General features: G+C 63.5%; 17 protein-coding genes. 3 read left to right on the forward strand and 14 right to left on the reverse strand.

Features of this window, described 5'->3' with window-relative positions:
- Window positions 1-426 precede the first annotated feature (426 nt).
- The 7 genes from NCR34_RS18760 to NCR34_RS18790 all read right to left on the reverse strand — a co-directional run bounded on the left by NCR34_RS18760 (window position 427) and on the right by NCR34_RS18790 (window position 7,808).
- Complete coding sequence (locus NCR34_RS18760) at window positions 427-768, reverse strand: DUF4148 domain-containing protein (RefSeq protein WP_250500906.1); 342 nt, start codon at window positions 766-768, stop codon at window positions 427-429.
- A 530-nt stretch (window positions 769-1,298) separates the two neighbouring features.
- A complete protein-coding gene (locus NCR34_RS18765; protein WP_250500907.1) occupies window positions 1,299-3,212 on the reverse strand; it encodes a hybrid sensor histidine kinase/response regulator in 1,914 nt (637 codons plus the stop codon).
- Complete coding sequence (locus tag NCR34_RS18770; protein ID WP_250500908.1) at window positions 3,209-4,963, reverse strand: ATP-binding response regulator; 1,755 nt, start codon at window positions 4,961-4,963, stop codon at window positions 3,209-3,211. Before NCR34_RS18770 ends, NCR34_RS18765 begins: the two co-directional genes overlap by 4 nt.
- Window positions 4,963-6,033: an ATP-binding SpoIIE family protein phosphatase gene (locus NCR34_RS18775; RefSeq protein ID WP_250500909.1), complete on the reverse strand. Its 1,071-nt coding sequence runs from the start codon at window positions 6,031-6,033 to the stop codon at window positions 4,963-4,965. The genes NCR34_RS18770 and NCR34_RS18775 overlap by 1 nt, the downstream gene beginning before the upstream one ends.
- The gene (locus NCR34_RS18780; protein WP_248322711.1) at window positions 6,018-6,455 is read right to left on the reverse strand and encodes an anti-sigma regulatory factor; all 438 of its coding nucleotides are present in this window, start codon (window positions 6,453-6,455) and stop codon (window positions 6,018-6,020) included. Before NCR34_RS18780 ends, NCR34_RS18775 begins: the two co-directional genes overlap by 16 nt.
- A 22-nt stretch (window positions 6,456-6,477) precedes the next feature.
- A complete protein-coding gene (locus NCR34_RS18785) occupies window positions 6,478-6,837 on the reverse strand; it encodes an STAS domain-containing protein (RefSeq protein ID WP_248322713.1) in 360 nt (119 codons plus the stop codon).
- A gap of 53 nt (window positions 6,838-6,890) precedes the next feature.
- Window positions 6,891-7,808 (reverse strand): STAS domain-containing protein, encoded by a 918-nt coding sequence (locus NCR34_RS18790; protein ID WP_250500910.1) that lies wholly within the window; start codon window positions 7,806-7,808, stop codon window positions 6,891-6,893.
- 397 nt (window positions 7,809-8,205) lie between these two features.
- Here NCR34_RS18790 and NCR34_RS18795 point away from each other — a divergent pair, with 397 nt between their 5' ends.
- From NCR34_RS18795 to NCR34_RS18805, 3 genes are all read left to right on the forward strand, one after another.
- On the forward strand, window positions 8,206-9,585 hold the full coding sequence (locus NCR34_RS18795; RefSeq protein WP_250500911.1) for a nucleobase:cation symporter-2 family protein: 1,380 nt from the start codon (window positions 8,206-8,208) through the stop codon (window positions 9,583-9,585).
- 25 nt (window positions 9,586-9,610) lie between these two features.
- A complete protein-coding gene (locus NCR34_RS18800; RefSeq protein WP_250500912.1) occupies window positions 9,611-10,444 on the forward strand; it encodes an alpha/beta hydrolase in 834 nt (277 codons plus the stop codon).
- Between the two features lie 143 nt (window positions 10,445-10,587).
- Entirely contained in the window at window positions 10,588-11,190 is a 603-nt protein-coding gene (locus tag NCR34_RS18805) for a phasin family protein (RefSeq protein ID WP_250500913.1), read from the forward strand.
- Between the two features lie 15 nt (window positions 11,191-11,205).
- Here the strand turns inward: NCR34_RS18805 and NCR34_RS18810 are convergent, their stop codons facing one another.
- The 7 genes from NCR34_RS18810 to NCR34_RS18840 all read right to left on the reverse strand — a co-directional run bounded on the left by NCR34_RS18810 (window position 11,206) and on the right by NCR34_RS18840 (window position 17,760).
- Entirely contained in the window at window positions 11,206-12,006 is an 801-nt protein-coding gene (locus tag NCR34_RS18810; RefSeq protein ID WP_250500914.1) for an exodeoxyribonuclease III, read from the reverse strand.
- A gap of 182 nt (window positions 12,007-12,188) precedes the next feature.
- The gene (locus NCR34_RS18815; protein WP_250500915.1) at window positions 12,189-13,079 is read right to left on the reverse strand and encodes an ABC transporter permease; all 891 of its coding nucleotides are present in this window, start codon (window positions 13,077-13,079) and stop codon (window positions 12,189-12,191) included.
- Window positions 13,076-13,900, reverse strand: coding sequence for an ABC transporter ATP-binding protein (locus NCR34_RS18820; RefSeq protein ID WP_175940683.1), 825 nt, complete (start codon window positions 13,898-13,900; stop codon window positions 13,076-13,078). Before NCR34_RS18820 ends, NCR34_RS18815 begins: the two co-directional genes overlap by 4 nt.
- Window positions 13,901-14,012: 112 nt before the next feature.
- Window positions 14,013-15,032, reverse strand: a complete 1,020-nt coding sequence (locus tag NCR34_RS18825) for an ABC transporter substrate-binding protein (protein WP_250500916.1) — start codon at window positions 15,030-15,032, stop codon at window positions 14,013-14,015.
- Between the two features lie 39 nt (window positions 15,033-15,071).
- Entirely contained in the window at window positions 15,072-15,968 is an 897-nt protein-coding gene (locus NCR34_RS18830) for a TauD/TfdA dioxygenase family protein (RefSeq protein ID WP_502800108.1), read from the reverse strand.
- A 109-nt stretch (window positions 15,969-16,077) separates the two neighbouring features.
- Window positions 16,078-17,274, reverse strand: a complete 1,197-nt coding sequence (gene dinB / locus NCR34_RS18835) for a DNA polymerase IV (RefSeq protein ID WP_250500917.1) — start codon at window positions 17,272-17,274, stop codon at window positions 16,078-16,080.
- A 120-nt stretch (window positions 17,275-17,394) separates the two neighbouring features.
- Window positions 17,395-17,760: a hypothetical protein gene (locus NCR34_RS18840; protein WP_175940686.1), complete on the reverse strand. Its 366-nt coding sequence runs from the start codon at window positions 17,758-17,760 to the stop codon at window positions 17,395-17,397.
- Between the last annotated feature and the right edge of the window lie 163 nt (window positions 17,761-17,923).

The following is a 17,923-nucleotide window of genomic DNA, read 5'->3' on the forward strand; positions in this document are numbered from 1 at the left end:
TTCAATGCCTGTTACTGTTTTCGGTTTCTAAGAAACCGGTCGCTCACTCAACGTACTGACGATGATTAATCCGTCTTTCGACAGATAAACCTTCCTCTGATACTTCGTGTGAGACTCTTGATACTTTTGCTTGACCCGTTCCGTAGAACCGGTCGCACTCACCATCAAGCGCCCACACTTATCGGCTGTTAGTTTTTAAAGAGCAATTGCACAAGAATCGCTTTGCTTATTTGCTTGCTTTCTTGCGCGCCGTCATTCAACGGGAGGCGAATTATGACTGGCGCAAGACAGGTAGGTCAACCCCTTTTTCCAAATTATTTTCGGGCGACGATTAGGCACTAAAAACGACAGGTAAAAACGCGCCAGTGCGTGCATTCACAGCACGATATCCGCCTGGCGCGCAGAGCATCGATATGATCCGGGCGCTCAGTTCCCGAAGAACGGCGTGCAGAAGCCCGCCGGACCGACGCAATCCGCCGCAGCCGACGAGCCGCCGCGCCGCATCGACCCCGACGCACCTGCACCCGACGGCATGCCGCCGTACGCCTCTTGCGCATTCCGCGCGGCGACCTTGGCTTCCGCCGCCTGAATGTCCGCGGGGTACGTCGCGTTCTCTCCGGTGGCCGGCGAGAATCCGGCCCGCTCCAGCTGCACGAGCTCAGCCTTGACCTGCGCACGGGTGACCGGGCCAGTCTGATCCTGCGCGAATGCAAACGTCGGCGCGACCACAGCGGCGACCGACAAGACAACTTTAGCGATGGTGTTCATGGTGAGTGCAAGCTCCGACGAGTAGGGTAGACGTGGATCGCACGCGATCCGCTAACCTCGCTCGGCCCGGGTTCCAAGCATTGAGGCTTCGAATGGTTAACCGCGGCACATCGCGATCTATTCCATGCCGAGAACGACTTGCACGCGATACGCGTTCGCCACGCCTGTTGGCAATCGCCCAACATGTCATCCGCTTGCGAAGACAAACGCGCCGCACAACAGCGTGGATGCATCACGGAGGCGGACTGTCATCGTCTTGCCCGATCAAAACGTCAACGTATCCTCAAAGCGCTATCGCTCGATAATGTAGAAGTACTTACTATTCCAGACCGCGAAACGCGTCGACACGACCGACGCAACGCAGGCTAGACCGCCCGCGCCCGCTGATTCTCCAAACACGCCGTTCCTCGCCGCGAGGCCAAAGATGGAAGACTGGCGGCGCTCAATCCTGCAAACGTCGCCGCGGCGCGCACCGCAATCGCTCTTGCCACATCGCAATGCCGCGCCGAAGAACCCATCGCAAACACCCGTTACTCCCCAAACCGCCCCCGCACGGCCTGCAAAATCTCCGCGAACGCCACCGGCTTCACCAAATGATGATCAAAACCCGCCTCTCTCGATCGCTGCCGATCATTCGCCTGTCCATAGCCCGTTACCGCGAGCATCAGCGCATCCTGCGTCGCGGGACGCGAACGCATCTCCGCCGCGAGCGTGTAGCCGTCCATTCCCGGCAGTCCGATATCGAGGAGGATGATTTGCGGCGCGAAGCTATCGCTGATGGCGAGCGCCGTGGTCGCGTCATGCGCGGTGCGCACATCGAAGCCATCGGCTTCCAGCAGTAACGACATCGCCGTTGCGGCATCCACGCTGTCATCGACGAGCAGCACGCGCATGCCGCCGCTCACGCTCGCCGGCTCGCGCTCCACCGCACGCGGCGCGACTTCCGCTCCCTTCGCGAGCGGCAGCCACACGACGAACTCGCTGCCCTGATGCGGCCCGGCCGAATGCGCGTCGATACGCCCGCCCTGCAATTCGACGAGCGTCTTTGCCAGCGGCAAGCCGATGCCGAGCCCGCCTTCCGAGCGTTCGAGCGATGTCTCCGACTGCACGAATAGATCGAAGATATGCGGCAGCATGTCCGCCGCAATGCCGATGCCCTTGTCGCGCACGGTGATCCGCACTTCGTCGCCGACCTGCTCGGTCTCGATAGCGACCTCGCCTTCTTCGACGCTGTACTTCGACGCGTTCGACAGCAGATTGCCGAACACCTGCGCAATCCGCACGCTGTCGCCGATGATGAAGAGCGGCGCATCCGAGAGCTTGGTCGTGAGCCGGTGACGCTTCCTGTCGAGCGCGGGCTGCGTCGTTTCGATCGCCGCTTCCACCGCCGCCGCGATATCGACCACTTCGCGCCGCAGCGTGATCTTGCCCTGCGTGATGCGCGCGACGTCGAGCAGATCGTCGACGAGACGGCTCAGATGGCGCACCTGCCGGTCGATGATCGAGCGCACCGTCGAAAAGTTCTGCGCCGAGGGCGCGCGTTCGGGGTCGAGCAGGTCCACGGCATTGCGAATCGGCGCGAGCGGATTGCGCAGCTCGTGCGCGAGCATCGCGAGAAACTCGTCCTTACGGCGGTCGGCATCGCGTAACAGCATCTCCGCGGCCTTGCGCTCCGAGATGTCGTTGACGATGCCCGCGATACGCGCCGGCCGCCCCTGCGCATCGCGTACGAGCGACGCACGCTCGGACACCCAGCGCGGTTCGCCATGCGCGCGCGGAATACGATATTCGACCTGATACGGCGCGCCGCTCGCGAGCAATTGCCGGTACGCCGCCGCGACATGCTCGCGGTCCAGCGGATGAATCTCGCCCGACCAGTGATCCGCGCCGGGCTCAGGCGTCGGCGCGCCATCGCCGGATTTCCACAGCCGCACGTAGGCGGGGCTCACATAGAGCAGGCGATTCGCGGCGGGATCGAGCATCCAGAAGACGTCGTCGATATTCTCCGCAAGCTGGCGAAACCGCTCCTCGCTCTCGCGCAACGCGTTTTCCGCAAGCCGCACGCGCAGCAGCGCGCGCACGTGCGCGATCAGTTCGGCGGGCTCGACCGGTTCGGTCAGATAGCTGTCCGCGCCGCCTTCCAGACCGCGAATACGATCCATGCTATGCACCGCCGCCGCCGACGTTTGCAGCACGAGCGTTCCCGCCGTTTCCGCCGACGCCTTGATCTGCCGGCACACTTCGAGGCCGTTGATGTCGGGCAGCTTCACGTCGAGCAACACGAGATCCGGCGATTCCGCGCGCACGCGCTCCAGCGCGGCGGTGCCGGTTCCCGCCTCGATCACGTTGAATCCGGCACGCGACAGAATGCGCGTCTTCGCGTAGCGCGCGCCGTCGTTGTCGTCGACGTTGAGGATCAGCACCTCGGTCCAGTCGCTTTTCACGTCGCCAGCCCTTCCCCGCGACGCAAGCCCTCCATCGCCTTCGACACCATGTCCAGCACGCCGGCCAGTTCTCCGCCGGAGATCGGCTTCTGGATGAACGCCGCCGCGCCGAGCGCCTCCGCCTCGTTGCGATCCTCGGCCTCGCCGAGCACCACGACCGGCACATTGCGCGTCGCTGCCTGCGCGCGCAATGCGGCGAGCCAGATCCACGCTTCGGATGCCGCGGGCCGCACCGCGAGCAGCAGCGCGGCCGGCGGCGTGCGCGCGAGCGCGCGGCTCGCTTCGTCGAGCGTCGCGGCGCTTACCGTGCGATACGGCGAAGCCTTGAGCGCGGCCTCGCAATCCAGCCGCTCGATCGGGTTGCTCGCGACGACGAGCACCATCGGACGCGCGTCGCCGTGCGCGGCTTGCATGCTGTCCGGCGCGCCGTATTCGGCCGGCATCGTCGCAATGAACGTGGAGCCGCGTCCGAGTTCGCTCTCGAGCGAGACATCGCCGCCGAGCAGCTTGCAGAGCTTCCTGCACAGCGGCAGGCCGAGTCCCGTGCCCTTCACGTATTGCTGAAGCCGGTTTTCGACCTGTCCGAATTCTTCGAAGACGACGTGCTGATGCTCGGGCGCGATGCCGATGCCCGTATCCTTCACCGCGAACGTGATGAGGCGCCGCGCTTCGTCATAACTTGCCGACACGCGCACTTCGCCGCGCTCGGTGAACTTCAGCGCGTTCGAGACGAAGTTGCGCAGCACCTGCGCGACCTTGGCTTCGTCGGTGCGAATGGGCGGCAGCCCCTCGCACGATTCGAAGATGAGTTCCACCGCGCCGCCTGGCGTCAGCGGCCGCAGCATGCCGCGCAGCGCGGAAAAGAGCGTATCGACTTCGAATTCCGTGGCGCGCACTTCGATCTTCCCGGCTTCGATCTTCGCGAGGTCGAGCAGATCGTCGACCGTTTCGGAGAGATCTTCCGCCGCCTTGCGAATGAAGCGCACCTGCTTTTCCTGCTCCTCCGTCAAATCGCCGTCGATCCGTTCGAGCAGCAACTTCGACAGCGCGCGAATCGACGAAAGCGGCGTGCGGAATTCATGGCTCATGTTCGACAGGAACCGCGACTTCGACTCATCCGCACGACGCAGATGATCCGCGCGCGCGTCGAGTTCGGCATACAGCGCGACGACGCCGCGATTCGTGTCTTCCAGTTCGCGCGTGAGGCGCGTCAGTTCTTCCTGGCGCTCGCGCAAGTCGGCAAGCGCGCCGATCAGCTCGCGGTTTTGACGCGCGAGTTCCGCAGTCGAATCTTCGCTGTCCTGGCGCGACAGCGTGGCGGATATGGCCTGCACCGCGCCGGCATCGACAGGCGCGTTGCCGGGCAGCGTCTTCGCAAGCGAAATGGCCGTGCCGCCGCCGGCATCGTCGGCGATCGCGCATTGGTCCATCAAACGCTGCGCGGCGAGCAGGCCGAGCGCGGCTTGCGAGTCGTCGTTCTTCATCGCGCGAAGCCGCTCGCCCGCGCTCGCGCACGCCAGAAAGCGCACGACGAAGCGCGGCGGATACGTCGCGTCGTCGACCACGAAATCCGCCCGCGCCCGCGCGCCGGCCGTGAGCACCGTGCGCGCCGCTTCGAGCACCGAGGTCGAAATGCGCGTCTGGTCCTGCGCCGAGAAGCCGAGCGCGGCGCTCGCGTCGCGCGCCTTGCGGCGAGCCGCGACGATGTCGTGCTCGCCGTCGATCTGCATCGAGTAGAGCGGAAGCGTCATCACGCGCTCCCGGCCGCGCGGGCGACGAACACGGTGACGTCGTCGCGGCCACGCGAGAAATCGCGGTACAGCACCGCCGCGACGAGCGCCGGATGCCGCGCGCTCAGGCCCGGATAACGCGCGAGATCCCAGCGCGAACCGATTCCATCCGAATGCAGCACGACGAGCGCGTTCGGCGGATACGGCACGTCGAATTGCTGCACGCGTCGCGCCCCGTGCCCGACGATGCCGCTGTGCGACACGAGATGCCGGTGCGAATCCTCGGTCCACACGCTCGCCGCGATATTGCCGATGCCGGTAAACGCGACCTTCGCGCCGCTCGCCGACGCGGCATTTGCAAGCACCGGCATGCGCGCGATGCCGACCGCCGCGCCGCGCGTCGGGCGCAAGGCATCGTTCGCGAGCTCCATGATGCGTTCGAGCGGCGCATCCCCGTGGCAGCCGAGCACGCGCGCCGCTTCGACCGCCGCGACGTTCGCGAGCGGCCCGTGACCCAGGCCGTCCGCGACGAGCACGGTGAAGCCGTCCTCGCCCGCGCTACAGGACCACGCGTCGCCGCAGACGGTCTCGCTCGGAAGCGGCAGGTTCACGACGCCGTAGGTGACGCGCGCCGCACCGATGGACTCGGCGGCAGGCGCGGCCGCGCGGTTCCAGCAGACGACGCGCATCACCGTGCCTTGCTGCGGCCGGCTCCAGATGTCGAGTTCGCCGGACAGACGCCGGATCGCGCCCATGCCGTTGCCGGGGCTGCCGGCCGTCGTGTAGCCGTCCTCGAAGCAGCGGTAAAGATCGTGGATGCCGGGGCCGCTATCCACCGACAGAATCTCGATGCCGTAACGGTCGCCCGCATCCAGCAGCGGACGCACGAGCAGCTCGCCGCTGCCTGCGTGCTTGAGAAGATTGGTGCCGCATTCGGTGACGACAATCGCGAGCTCGCCCGCGACTGTCTCGTTGAAACCGAGCCCGCGCGCCAGTTCGCCGATCGAGCGTCGCGCGAAGGCTATCTGGCTCGCCTCCGCGATCTCGTGGCGCTGTTGCGCGGCCATCGATTCCTTCAGAACGGTTTCCATTTCGTGATCGAGACGTGCGTACCTTCACCCGGCGCAGAGCGGATATCGAACTCGTCGCACAGGCGTTTGGCGCCGCCGAGACCCAGTCCCAGCCCGCTGCCGGACGTGTAGCCGTCCGAGAGCGCGCGGGCGATGTCGGGAATGCCGGGCCCGTTATCGACGAATTCGAGTTTGAGGCCACGGCGGCCATTGCGCTCGACGATCGTGCAATGCACGTCGCCGCCGCCACCGTAGATGAGCGTGTTGCGTGCCAGTTCGCTCGCCGCTGTCACGAACTTGGTTTGATCGATAAGGGACAAGCCCTGCGCCACCGCCTTCTCGCGCACGAACTGGCGCAGCCGCACGATCTGCTCGTCCGAGCGGATCGGCAGCGTCTCGGCCGGAGAGGCAGCGCGCGCTGCCGAGGAATCGAAGGTGATCATGGAATGGTTCGCTTGGCGGCCGTCAGACCGCGCCGCCCCCGGTAAGCAGCGCCATGCCTTTTTCCACATTGAGCGCCGTGCGCACGCCCGAGAGCGTGAGCCCGAGTTCCACGAGCGTGATCGCGACCGACGGCTGCATGCCGACGACGACCGTCTGTGCATCCAGCACGCGCGCCATCGCCGCCGTGTTGCCGATCATCCTGCCGATGAACGAATCCACCACGTCGAGCGACGAGATGTCGATCAGCACGCCCTTCGCGCCGTCTTTCACGATGCGGCTCGTCAGATCGTCCTGCAGCGCGAGCGCGAGGCGGTCGTGCATGTCCACTTGAATGGTGACGAGCAGCAGCTTGCCCATCGTGAGAATTGGAATGCGATCCATCGCTTGGGGCCCTGTTCAGTCGCGTTGCATGCGGTTGTCGATCTCGCGCGCCGTCATTCCGGCAGCGACGAATCGTGCAAGCCGCCCGCGCCGTTGCGCGTGGCGTTGTCCTGCGCGCCCGCCGCCGTCACGGACTTGCCGGTGCGCTGCAGCGCGACGATGAACGCCGCCGCGAGCGACGCCTTCGTCGTGACGTTCGACAGGTTCACGCCCAGATGCACGATGGTCTGCGCGATCTGCGGACGAATGCCGCTGATGATGCAGTCCGCGCCCATGAGCCGCGCCGCCGCGACCGTCTTGAGCAGGTGCTGCGCGACGAGCGTGTCGACGGTCGGCACGCCGGTGATGTCGATGATCGCGATGGCCGCGCCGGTCTCGACGATCTTCTGCAGCAGGTTCTCCATCACGACTTGCGTGCGCGCCGAGTCCAGCGTGCCGATGAGCGGCAGCGCGAGAATGCCGTCCCACAGTTGCACGACCGGCGTCGACAATTCGAGCAGTTCCTGCTGCTGGCGCACGATCACTTGCTCGCGGCTCGCCTGAAACACTTCGGTGGTGTAGAGGCCGAGTTCGTCGAAGAGCGAGCTGACGGTCCAGGTGAGATCCGCGAGCGCCACGGGCTCGTTCGAAAGTTGCTGACGCAGACGCGCGACGAGCGGTTGCTTCAGCGAGAACACGAACATCGCGGTTTCGACCGGCGAAAAGCCCTGACGTGCGCGCTGCCCCGACATATCCGCGAGAAACGCGCGCACTTCCTGCCAGTGCGACGCCTTGAAATCGACGCGATCCGACGCCCCGAGCGCCGCCAGCAACAAGGAGACGAACTGTCCGAACTGATTGCGAAGTTCGGCTTCGCCGACGAGTCCGCGCCGCGATGCGATGGCATGCTGCTGCGTGATCCATTCGGCGAGCAGGTCCGCCTGATTCGAATTAAAGAGTTGGGCGAGTCGCGTTCCGCCGACCATTTCCATGCCGAGATCCCTGTGCGAATGATGGTTTTTTTTGGGCGCCAAAGCCCCGGATGTCGCCGTTTTTGCGTTGAAAGCATCGGGCCGCGTATGCCGCGCCCGCCCCCGCGCAACGCAAAGGCGCTCGGAATGTAGCACGCCATCTCGAAAATCGACAGTGCGCTCGGCCTTGATTTTCAAGCCGAAACGCGATTCGTGCGAAGAATGATCGCCCATCATTTAGGGTTCGGGAAAATATGCCGGGCGTTCGTTAGCGGCTAGACAAAACAAGGTCATATGTCCCTGCGCATTTCGCGGGATGTGCGATGCCGCCTATAGCGACGCGATTATTTTCTTGGGCGCCAGCGGGTGCAATACTCGCTCGCACATCACGCGATCCACCCTGCCGCCCGGAGGGCACATGGCCCAAACCCCTCATCCCGTCGACGAAGTGCTGCCCCTCGGACAGATGCTCGCCGTCGGCATACAGCACGTGCTCGTCATGTATGCGGGCGCCATTGCCGTGCCGCTTATCATCGGCGCGGCGCTCAAGCTGCCGAAGGATCAAGTCGCGTTTCTGATCAGTTCGGACCTCTTCGCATGCGGCATCGTCACGCTGATTCAGTGCATCGGAATCTGGAAGTTCGGCATCCGGCTGCCCGTCATCATGGGCGTCAGCTTCGCGCCGGTCGGGCCGATGGTCGCGATGGCTTCATCGGGCGCGGCACTGCCCGCCATCTTCGGCGCGACTATCGCGGCGGGCGTGTTCGCCATCGTCATCGCGCCGTTCTTCGGGCGGCTGATGCGGTTCTTCCCGCCTATCGTGACCGGCACGATCATCCTCACCATCGGCATGACGCTATTTCCCGTCGCGATCAACTGGGCGGGCGGCGGACATGGCGCGCCGCATTTCAGCGAGCCGAAGAACCTGATGATCGCCAGCATCGTGCTGCTCGCCATTCTGCTCATCAACAAGTATCTGAAGGGCTTTGTCGCCAACATCTCGGTGCTGCTCGGCATGGCGATCGGCTTTCTCGTCGCGTTGCCGATGGACCTCGTGAACTTCTCGGGCGTCGGGCGTGCCGCGTGGTTCGCGCCGGTGCGGCCGTTCGCGTTCGGCTTGCCGACCTTCGACATCGCGGCGATCGCGTCGTTGTGCCTCGTGATGATCGTCATCATGGTCGAATCGCTCGGCATGTTCCTCGCGCTCGGCGATCTCACGATGCGCCCCGTCACGCGCGCCGATGCCACGCGCGGCCTTCGCACGGACGGACTCGGCACCGTGATCGGCGGCGTGTTCAATACGTTTCCGCACTCGTCGTTTTCGCAGAACATCGGGCTCGTCGGCATTACCGGCGTGAAAAGCCGCTGGGTCGTCGCGGTATCGGGCGTTATCCTGATGCTGCTCGGACTATTGCCGAAGCTCTCCAATCTCATTGCGTCGATACCGGTCGTCGTATTGGGCGGCGCGGGCATCGCGATGTTCGGCATGGTCGCGGCCACCGGCGTCAAGATCCTCAGCAAAGTGGATTATGAAAACAAGAACAACTTGCTCATCATTGCCATCAGTCTCGGCGTCGGCGTCATTCCGCTCGCCGCGCCGACGTTCTTCGCGCAGATGCCCGCGTGGGCCGGCCCGCTCACGCATAGCGGCATCACGCTTGCCGCGATCTTCGCGATCGCTTTGAACGCGCTATTCAATCGCACACAATCTGCGGACACCGTGCAGCGCGACATTGCGGCGGACATGCCGCTGAGTCTGCGGCAAAGCGATGAAGCCCGCATGCGCCCGCGCGAATGACAAACCAATTGCATTGCAGCGACTCATGATCGAAGCACTATGCGTTCTACTGGCGGCCGTTGCTTTGGCGTATCTCTTTGCGCTCGCCGCGCTGTATTGGCTGCAAGGGCGGCTCGTGTATCCGCTGGAACAGATTCAGGCTTTCGTCGATGCGACGCTCGAAGAGAGCACCGAAGTCATCACGCTGCAAACGCAAGACGGCCTCGCGCTGAAGGCGCGTTATCGCGCGCCGCCCGACGCGCACGCGCCGACGGTGCTGCTTTTTCACGGCAACGGAGAAGACCTGACGCAACGCGCGCACATTGCGCTCGAAATGATCGAAGCCGGCTACGGCGTGTTGCTCGCCGAATATCGCGGCTATGGCGGCAATCCCGGCAAGCCGCACGAGGCCGGGCTCTATGCGGATGCGCGCGCCGCTTACGCCTACGCTCACGCGCGGTCGCCATTCATCGTGCTGCACGGCTATTCGCTGGGATCTGGCGTAGCCGTCCAACTCGCGAGCGAAGCGAGCGTGACGGCGCTGATACTGGAAGCGCCTTTCACCAGCATCGTGGATGTAGCGGCCGCGCGCTTCCGCTTCTTTCCGGTCCGGGCGCTCGCACGCGACCGCTATGACAACCTCTCGAAGATCGCTTCAATACGCGCGCCTATCCTCATCTACGGCGGAACGCGGGACTTCGTGGTGCCGCCTGTTCACTTTCAGCGTCTCTTTGGAGCGGCACGAGGCGACAAACATCTGGCGATGATCGAGGACGCCGACCATCTCGATGCATGGCGCAACGGCGGGCGCGCACACGTCATGCAGTTTCTGGCCTCTCTGAGCGCGCGCGAACGGCAGAGAACCTCCGACGCAACGTGACCGGTCGTGCTTGAAAAAAAATCGGGCCTCGGACGGGAACCGGCTAGCGTGGGCTTCGTCAGAACCAACTCACAAGGCGCGGCTGTCCCGCCCCGCATTCGTTATTTACCGATTGATATTCGGCTTAAGAAAAGGAGCGGTCAATGTTTCAGTATCCCGGTCTCATCGCTTATCAAATGCCGTCGATCGCACGCGCCAATCTTCAGGCGTTTCTCAACGCGAGCGAGCGGTTCGCGAACGGTCTGCATGCGCTGACAGAACTGAATGTTCAGACGGTGCGCACGGTCATCGAGGAAAGCAATTCACTGCTGCGCACCGGCGACGAGACGAGCGCCGGCGAAGCGTTGAGCTGGCAGTCGGTGATGCTCGCGCAGTTGCCGCAGAAGGCGGCTTCGTACGGACAGCATGTGCTGTCGATCATCACGTCGACCGAAGCGGATATTCTCGGCGAAGTGCGCAGCCAGTACGAGCGCAACGGCATCACGCTGAAAGGCCTGTTCGATAGCGGCGCGCAAGCGGCTCAGGAGACGACGGAATCGACGAGCCTCGTCGTGACCAATCTCGCGGAAACGACGAGCGAAGCAGCGGCGAACACGTCGGGTGTGATCCTCGATGCAAGCGGCGAGATCGCAAACGAAGCGGCCAGCGAGTCCGCCGACGAAACCAAGCAACTGGTTCTGCCCGCGGAAGAAGCGCAGAGCGCGCCGGTGAAGCCGCCGCGTTCGTCGTCGCGTCGTCAAGGCTAACCACCGGAGGCGGTCTTACTCGGCCGCCTTCTTCTTCGCGCGCGGCTCCTTCAATACGACCCACGCGGGCGCATGGTCGCTCGCGTGCGGCTCGCCGCGTACCCATGTATCGACGCCCGCATCCTGAAGCCGTGGCGCGAGATCCTTGCTGAGCAAGATGTGATCGATGCGCAGCCCCGAGTTCGTCTGCCAGTGCTGGCGGAAATAATCCCAGAAGGTATAGATGCGCTCATCGGGATGCTTCTTGCGCAGCGCATCCGTCCAGCCCTGCGCGAGCAGCTTCGCGAAAGCCGCGCGGCTTTCTGGCTGAAGCAAGGCATCCTTGAGCCATGAGCGCGTGTTGTAGATATCTTCGTCGGTCGGCACGACGTTATAGTCGCCCGCCAGTATCACCGGATGTCCGCTTTCGAAAAGCGTCTTCGCGTGCGCGTTGAAGCGCTCCATCCATGCGAGCTTGTAGTCGAACTTCGGGCCCGGCTGCGGGTTGCCGTTAGGAAGATAAAGACAGCCGATCAGGATGCCATGCACCGCCGCTTCGATATAACGGCTGTGCGTGTCGTCTTCGTTGCCGGGCAGGCCGCGACGGCTCAGAACCGGCTCGGCGTCCCGCGCCAGTATCGCCACGCCGTTCCACGATGCCTGTCCGTGCCACACCGCGCCATAACCGGCAGCCTGTATGGCGGAAATGGGGAACTGCGCGTCGGTGGCCTTGAGTTCCTGCAAGCAGACGACATCCGGCGCTTCGCGTTCGAGCCAAGCGAGCAAGGCATCGAGACGCGAGCGTATGCCGTTGATGTTGAAGGTCGCGATTTTCATCCAGCGGTCTCCATCGGTCATGGCGTCATATCGCCGTCGATCGTACACGCATCGCACGATGCGTGCCGCCACGGTTGACCTTGGAGGATTGGACAAAAAATTGAGCCGATTCGGGCATTCGCGAGTTCTTCTCGATGCCCGAGCCTTCAGAGTGTGCCGCGCCGCATTCAGCCCATTGCAATCTACGACTGAACGCCCCAGCGCCGCACGGTCACGCGTTCGATGGTATCGAAGACGAGATGTTCGACCGCCAGCCCGATCACGATGACCGCTGCCAGCCCCGCGAACACGCGGTCCGTATAGAGCTCGTTGCGGTTCTGGAAGATGTACCAGCCCAGCCCGCCCCTGCCCGAACTCGCGCCGAACACGAGTTCCGCTGCAATCAACGTGCGCCACGCGAACGCCCAACCCACTCGCAAGCCGGCGAGAATGGACGGCAACGCGGCGGGCACGAGAATCAGCACGACGTGCCGCAGGCCCGTGAGCCCGTAATTGCGGCCGGTCATGCGCAGCGTCGACGGAACCGCCTGGAATCCCGCATACGTATTGAGCGCGAGCGGCCACAGCACCGAGTGCACCAGCACGAAAAGAAGACTGCCGGTGCCGAGCCCGAACCACAACAACGCGAGCGGCAGCAACGCAATGGAGGGCAAGGGATTGAACATCGCAGTGAGCATCGAAAGAATGTCACGGCCGATGCGTGTCGATACCGCAAGCGATGTCAGAGCGAACGCGAGCGCCGCGCCGAGCAGATAACCGCGCAGCAGCACGGACAGCGAGATCGCGGTCTTGGCGATCAACTCGCCGGTAATGATGCCCTGCGCGAAGGCAACGCAGGTCGCGCTGAAGGTCGGCAAGAGCAAGTCGTTATCGACCACGCGCGCAACGCACTCCCATAACGCCATGAGCGCGACCGCGATCAGCAACTTGCGCAGCCACGCACGGTCGAAAAGACGCGTCGCAAGCGGCAAGGTCGCGTCGCGCCGCGTCGCATCGGCTGCGGGCGCGAATGTCGACGGATGCCGTTCGAACTCGGGCCGCACTGGCGGTTCGATCAATTGCGGCGTGCTCATTGCGCGATCTCCTCTTCGAACAACAGACGATGGATACGCGCGACGCTCTGTTGAAAGTCGCCCCGGCCCACGCTCTCCTGCGAATACTGATGACTGTTCAATTCCGCGCGCACGCGGCCGGGATGCGGCGTCAACAGCAGAATCCGATTCCCGACGATCAGCGCCTCTTCGATGGAGTGCGTGACGAACAGCAACGTGAAGCGTTCATCGCTCCACAGCCGCAGCAGTTCTTCCTGCATGCGGCGGCGCGTGAGCGCATCGAGCGCGGCGAACGGCTCATCCATGAGAAGCACGCGCGGTTGCATGGCAAGCGCTCGCGCAATCGCGACGCGCTGCTTCATTCCGCCGGACAGCGTATGCGGATAAGCATCGGCCACATGCGCAAGGCCGACCTTGTCGAGATAGTGAAGCGCTCGTTCACGCGCTTCCGCGCGGCCCAGCTTGCGCGCGACACGCAACGGAAAAGCCACGTTCTGCAAAACCGTCTTCCAGGGCGGAAGCTGGTCGAACTCCTGAAACACGACAATGCGGTCCACGCCCGGCCCGCGCACGCGCTCGCCGTCGATCTCGATGCTGCCCGCCACCGGCTGAATGAATCCCGCCACTGCCTTCAGCAAGGTGGACTTGCCGCACCCCGACGGTCCCAGCAGCACGAAGCGGTCGGCGCCATAGACATCGAAGCTCACGTCATGCGTCGCCCGCACGAGACGCTCCGGCGTGCGGTATTCCAGCGAGACATTACGCGCGCTCAACAGCTTGGTGGTCGATAGAACGGCCTTGTTGCTTTCGACCGGATACAGCACATGAGGATTGGCAGCCATGATCGCAGTGCAAAAACGCAAACCATCAAGATACCGGCGCGCGTTTCAGAGCCTAACCAATGAATGCGCATATTCAATGCACGATCGCGGATAAGGCGCCTGCTCGGATCCCTTAACTTCCGTCGCGCGTGGCGGGATCGCTGAAGAAATAGTCTTGCCACGACTTCGGTTCGTTCTTGATGACGCCCACGCGATGCATGAATTGCGCGAGCGCGAAGGTGTTCTGTGGCGCGATCTTGAACTGCACCGAAGGGTCCGTAATGATCTTGACGAGCAAGGCGCGGTCGATCTTGGCCTGATTCACGCGCAGATAGATGTCCGCTGCTTCGTTCGGACGCTGCGTCACGAAGCGCGCGGCATCGGCTAAACCATCGACGAACGCGCGATACGTCTTCGGATTCGCGTTGCGGAATTTCTCGGTCGCATAAAGAACCGTTGCGGAACTGGGTCCGCCGAGCACGTCGTAGGAGCTGAGAACGATGTGCGCCTTCGGATTGCCCGCCAACTCCTGCTGCTGAAACGGCGGATTGCCGAAGTGCGCGTTTATTTCCGTGCCGCCCGCGATGATCGCGGCGGCTGCATCCGGATGCGGCACCGCTTGCGTCAGCTTGTCGAGGCGATCGAACTCTTTGTCGCCCCACTGCTTCGCGGCGGCATATTGCAGAATGCGCGACTGCACCGACACGCCCACGGCGGGCAACGCAATACGGTCTTTGTCCGTGAAGTCGGCGATGGTCTTCACGCGCGGATCATTCGATACGAGGTAATAAGGCAGATTGCCGAGCGAAGCGACGCCCTTCACGTTCTGGCGCCCGTGCGTGCGGTCCCAGATGGTCAAGAGCGGACCGACGCCTGCCGCCGCGATATCCACGGAACCGGACAGCAGCGCGTCGTTGATGCTCGCGCCGCCGGAGAGCTTCGCCCAATCCACCTTGATATCGATGCCCTGCTTCTTGCCTTCCTGCTCGATGAACTTCTGGTCGCGCGCCACGTTCAGGAGCAGATAGACCACGCCATATTGCTCCGCAATGCGCAGGGTGCCTTCCGCGAAGGCGTTGCAAGTGCCGCCGAGCGAAAGCGCCAACGCGCAGACGAACGCGCGCAGCGCGCCCTTCCCTTTTCGAGAATGCATCGAAAAACCCCGTGTTTATAGGACTATTTGTGTTTCGGCTCAGAAAGGCGCATCGCCTTCGATGGTGGTGCGATACAGCTTGCGACGCTGATCGTCCGGCGTGCCCGCGGCCAAGTGCATGACCGAGCGGTTGTCCCAGAACACCATGTCATGGTCGCGCCAAACATGCCGATAGACGAATTCGGGCCGCACGCTGTGCGCGAAGATTTCGTCGAGCAATGCGCGGCTTTCATCTTCCGGCATATCGACGATGCGCGTGGTGAAGTGCTCGCTCACGAAGAGCGCCTGACGACCCGTCTCCGGATGCGTGCGCACGATGGGATGCACGACAGGCTTCACCTGCGCGATCTGCTCCGGTGTGAGATTCGGACGCCACGGACTGCGCTTTTGCAGCTCCGCATATTTCGCGAGATACGTGTGCTCCGCGAAACGCCCCTCGACCGCGTTCTTCAGATGCGCGGGCAACGTCTCCCACGCGAGATGCTGATTCGCGAACAGCGTGTCGCCGCCTGTCGATGGGAGCTCTTGCGCATGAAGCATCGAGCCGAGGCTCGGCTTCTCTTTGTATGAGAGATCCGAATGCCAGAAGTGGCCGGCGTCGCCGAGTCCAATAGGTTTGCCGTTCTCGATGATGTTCGACACCACGAGCACTTCGGGATAGCCGGCCAGTCCGAACTGGTGCAATACGTGAATCTGCAATGGCCCGAACCGCTTGCTGAAGGCGACCTGCTGCGCGGGTGTGATGCGCTGTTCGCGGAACACGAGCACGTGATAGTCGAGGTGAGCGCGATGAATGCGCGCGAAATCCTCAGTGGACAAGGGCTGCGACAGATCGAGCCCGATGACCTCTGCGCCCAGCGGGCCGTCGAAGGGACGAATGACGATATGTTGCTCGACGGCCTCGGCAGCGTCGTGAGTCGGCGAAAGAATGGTCACGGTGTAATGAAAAGCGGCGGACAGACGAATAATCTACGCCCGGCACGCGCGCGCGGCAACGAACGATGCGCGATTTGATTATCTGGCGCGATGCTAAGACCGGGAGAGGTCAGTCTTCGATAGCATCGAAAGGCAATTCGACCTGTACCGGCGCAACCGAAACGCCGGCTTCGTCAGCGGACTCCAGCGCGCTCACGCGCACGCCGAGCAGTCGCAGTCTTTTGTCGAGCACGATTCGTTTGAGGCACTCGGTCGCTGCGCGACGAATCTCGGATGCATCGGCCGTGGCGACCGGAATCGTCAAGTCGCGCGTGACGGTGCGAAAGTCGTCGAAACGCAGCTTGATGCCGACGGTGCGCCCCACGTAACCTTTGCGCGCGAGATCGTCCGCCACGCGCTTGCACAGGCCCGTGAATTCCGCCGAGAGCGTGGCGCGGTCGTGTTTAGGATGCAGGTCGCGCTCGAACGTGGTCTCGCGGCTCATGGACTTGGGCGTGGAACTGACGACGACAGGCCGCTCGTCCTGCCCTTGCGCGATGCGCGCGAGCCACGCCGCATAAGTCGGACCGAAGTGCGATTGCAGAAGGCCCAGGTCGGCGGCCGCGATATCGCCCACGGTCACGATGCCGAGCGCCGCGAGCTTGTCATTCGCCTTGGGCCCGATGCCGTTCACCTTGCGCGCGGCCAGCGGCCAGATGCGCGTGGGCAGGTCGTTCATCGTAAGAATGGTGAGACCGTCGGGCTTGTCCAGTTCCGAGCCGATCTTCGCGAGCAGCTTGTTCGGCGCGATGCAGATAGAACACGTGAGGCCGGTCGCTTCGCGCACCGCGTCTTTCATGCGCTGACCAATGTCCGCGGAATCGCCGGGCATGTCGGTGACGTCGATATAGATCTCGTCGATGCCGCGGTTCTCGATCTGCGTGGTGAATCCGGCTATCGCCGCTTTGAAGAGGCGCGAGTAATGCCGATAAGACTCGAAATCTGTCGGAAGAAGAATGGCGTCGGGCGCGAGCTGCGCCGCTTTCATCATGCCCATTGCGGAGAACACGCCAAACTTGCGCGCTTCGTACGTGGAGGTCGTCACGACGCCGCGGCCCGCGTAGTCGCGCAATCGCTTGAAACGGCGCGTGCCGTCCGCCAGCGTCTCGGGCGCGGCATTTCGGCCGCCACCGACCACCACCGGCTCGCCGCGCAGTTCCGGATAGCGCAGCAGCTCGACCGAGGCGAAAAACGCATCCATGTCGAGGTGCGCGATACGGCGCGGCAGCGTCTGCGAGGCGAACGAGGAAGGCAGTGAGGCGTCCATCGACGGCGAAAGGCGAGCGCAAAAGCAAGAGCAAGAGCGCTTAGGGCCGAAGTCGAAAATGGCTTACTGTACATCCATACAGTGATTTTCGCCAGCGGCCTTTCAGTGACGCTTCAGCGGCTACTCTGCCGCGCGCTTTTCCGCGAGTGCGCGGCGGCAGTCGTCGAAGACCTGCCGGACCACATCCGACTGATAGTTGAGGTCTTCGCTGTCGAGAATCTCCTCGACGGCATCGCGCGCCCAGTCGGCCTCGAGTATCGCGCAATGACGCGCGGCCAGATCGCGCGCGATGGCGGCGAGCTTCGCGACCGTCAGCCAGTCCGCGAGCCGTTCATGCCTGTCGAGCCACTTGTGCGCGGCCTGCACATGGAAAGCCGCCGCCGGCCAGTCTCCGTTCAGATAGAACGCGCCCAGACTGCCGCATGTCAGCCAGCACAGCAATTCGACGCGGTCCCGGGCACTCAGGGTACGAGGCACATCGTTCATGGCGGCGCTCACGAAGGACGTTTCGACGAGAGGTACGTCAGCGAATACGCTGCGTTCCGTATGAATTCCGTATGAAACAAGATAGCACGGGATGGTGCGCCGCGGCAGTGCCTTGCAAGAAAGGCATCGTGTGCTGACGAACGCATGAATCGTGGCTAAGAAT

The organism is Caballeronia sp. GAWG1-5s-s (assembly GCF_023631445.1).
Classification (GTDB): domain Bacteria; phylum Pseudomonadota; class Gammaproteobacteria; order Burkholderiales; family Burkholderiaceae; genus Caballeronia.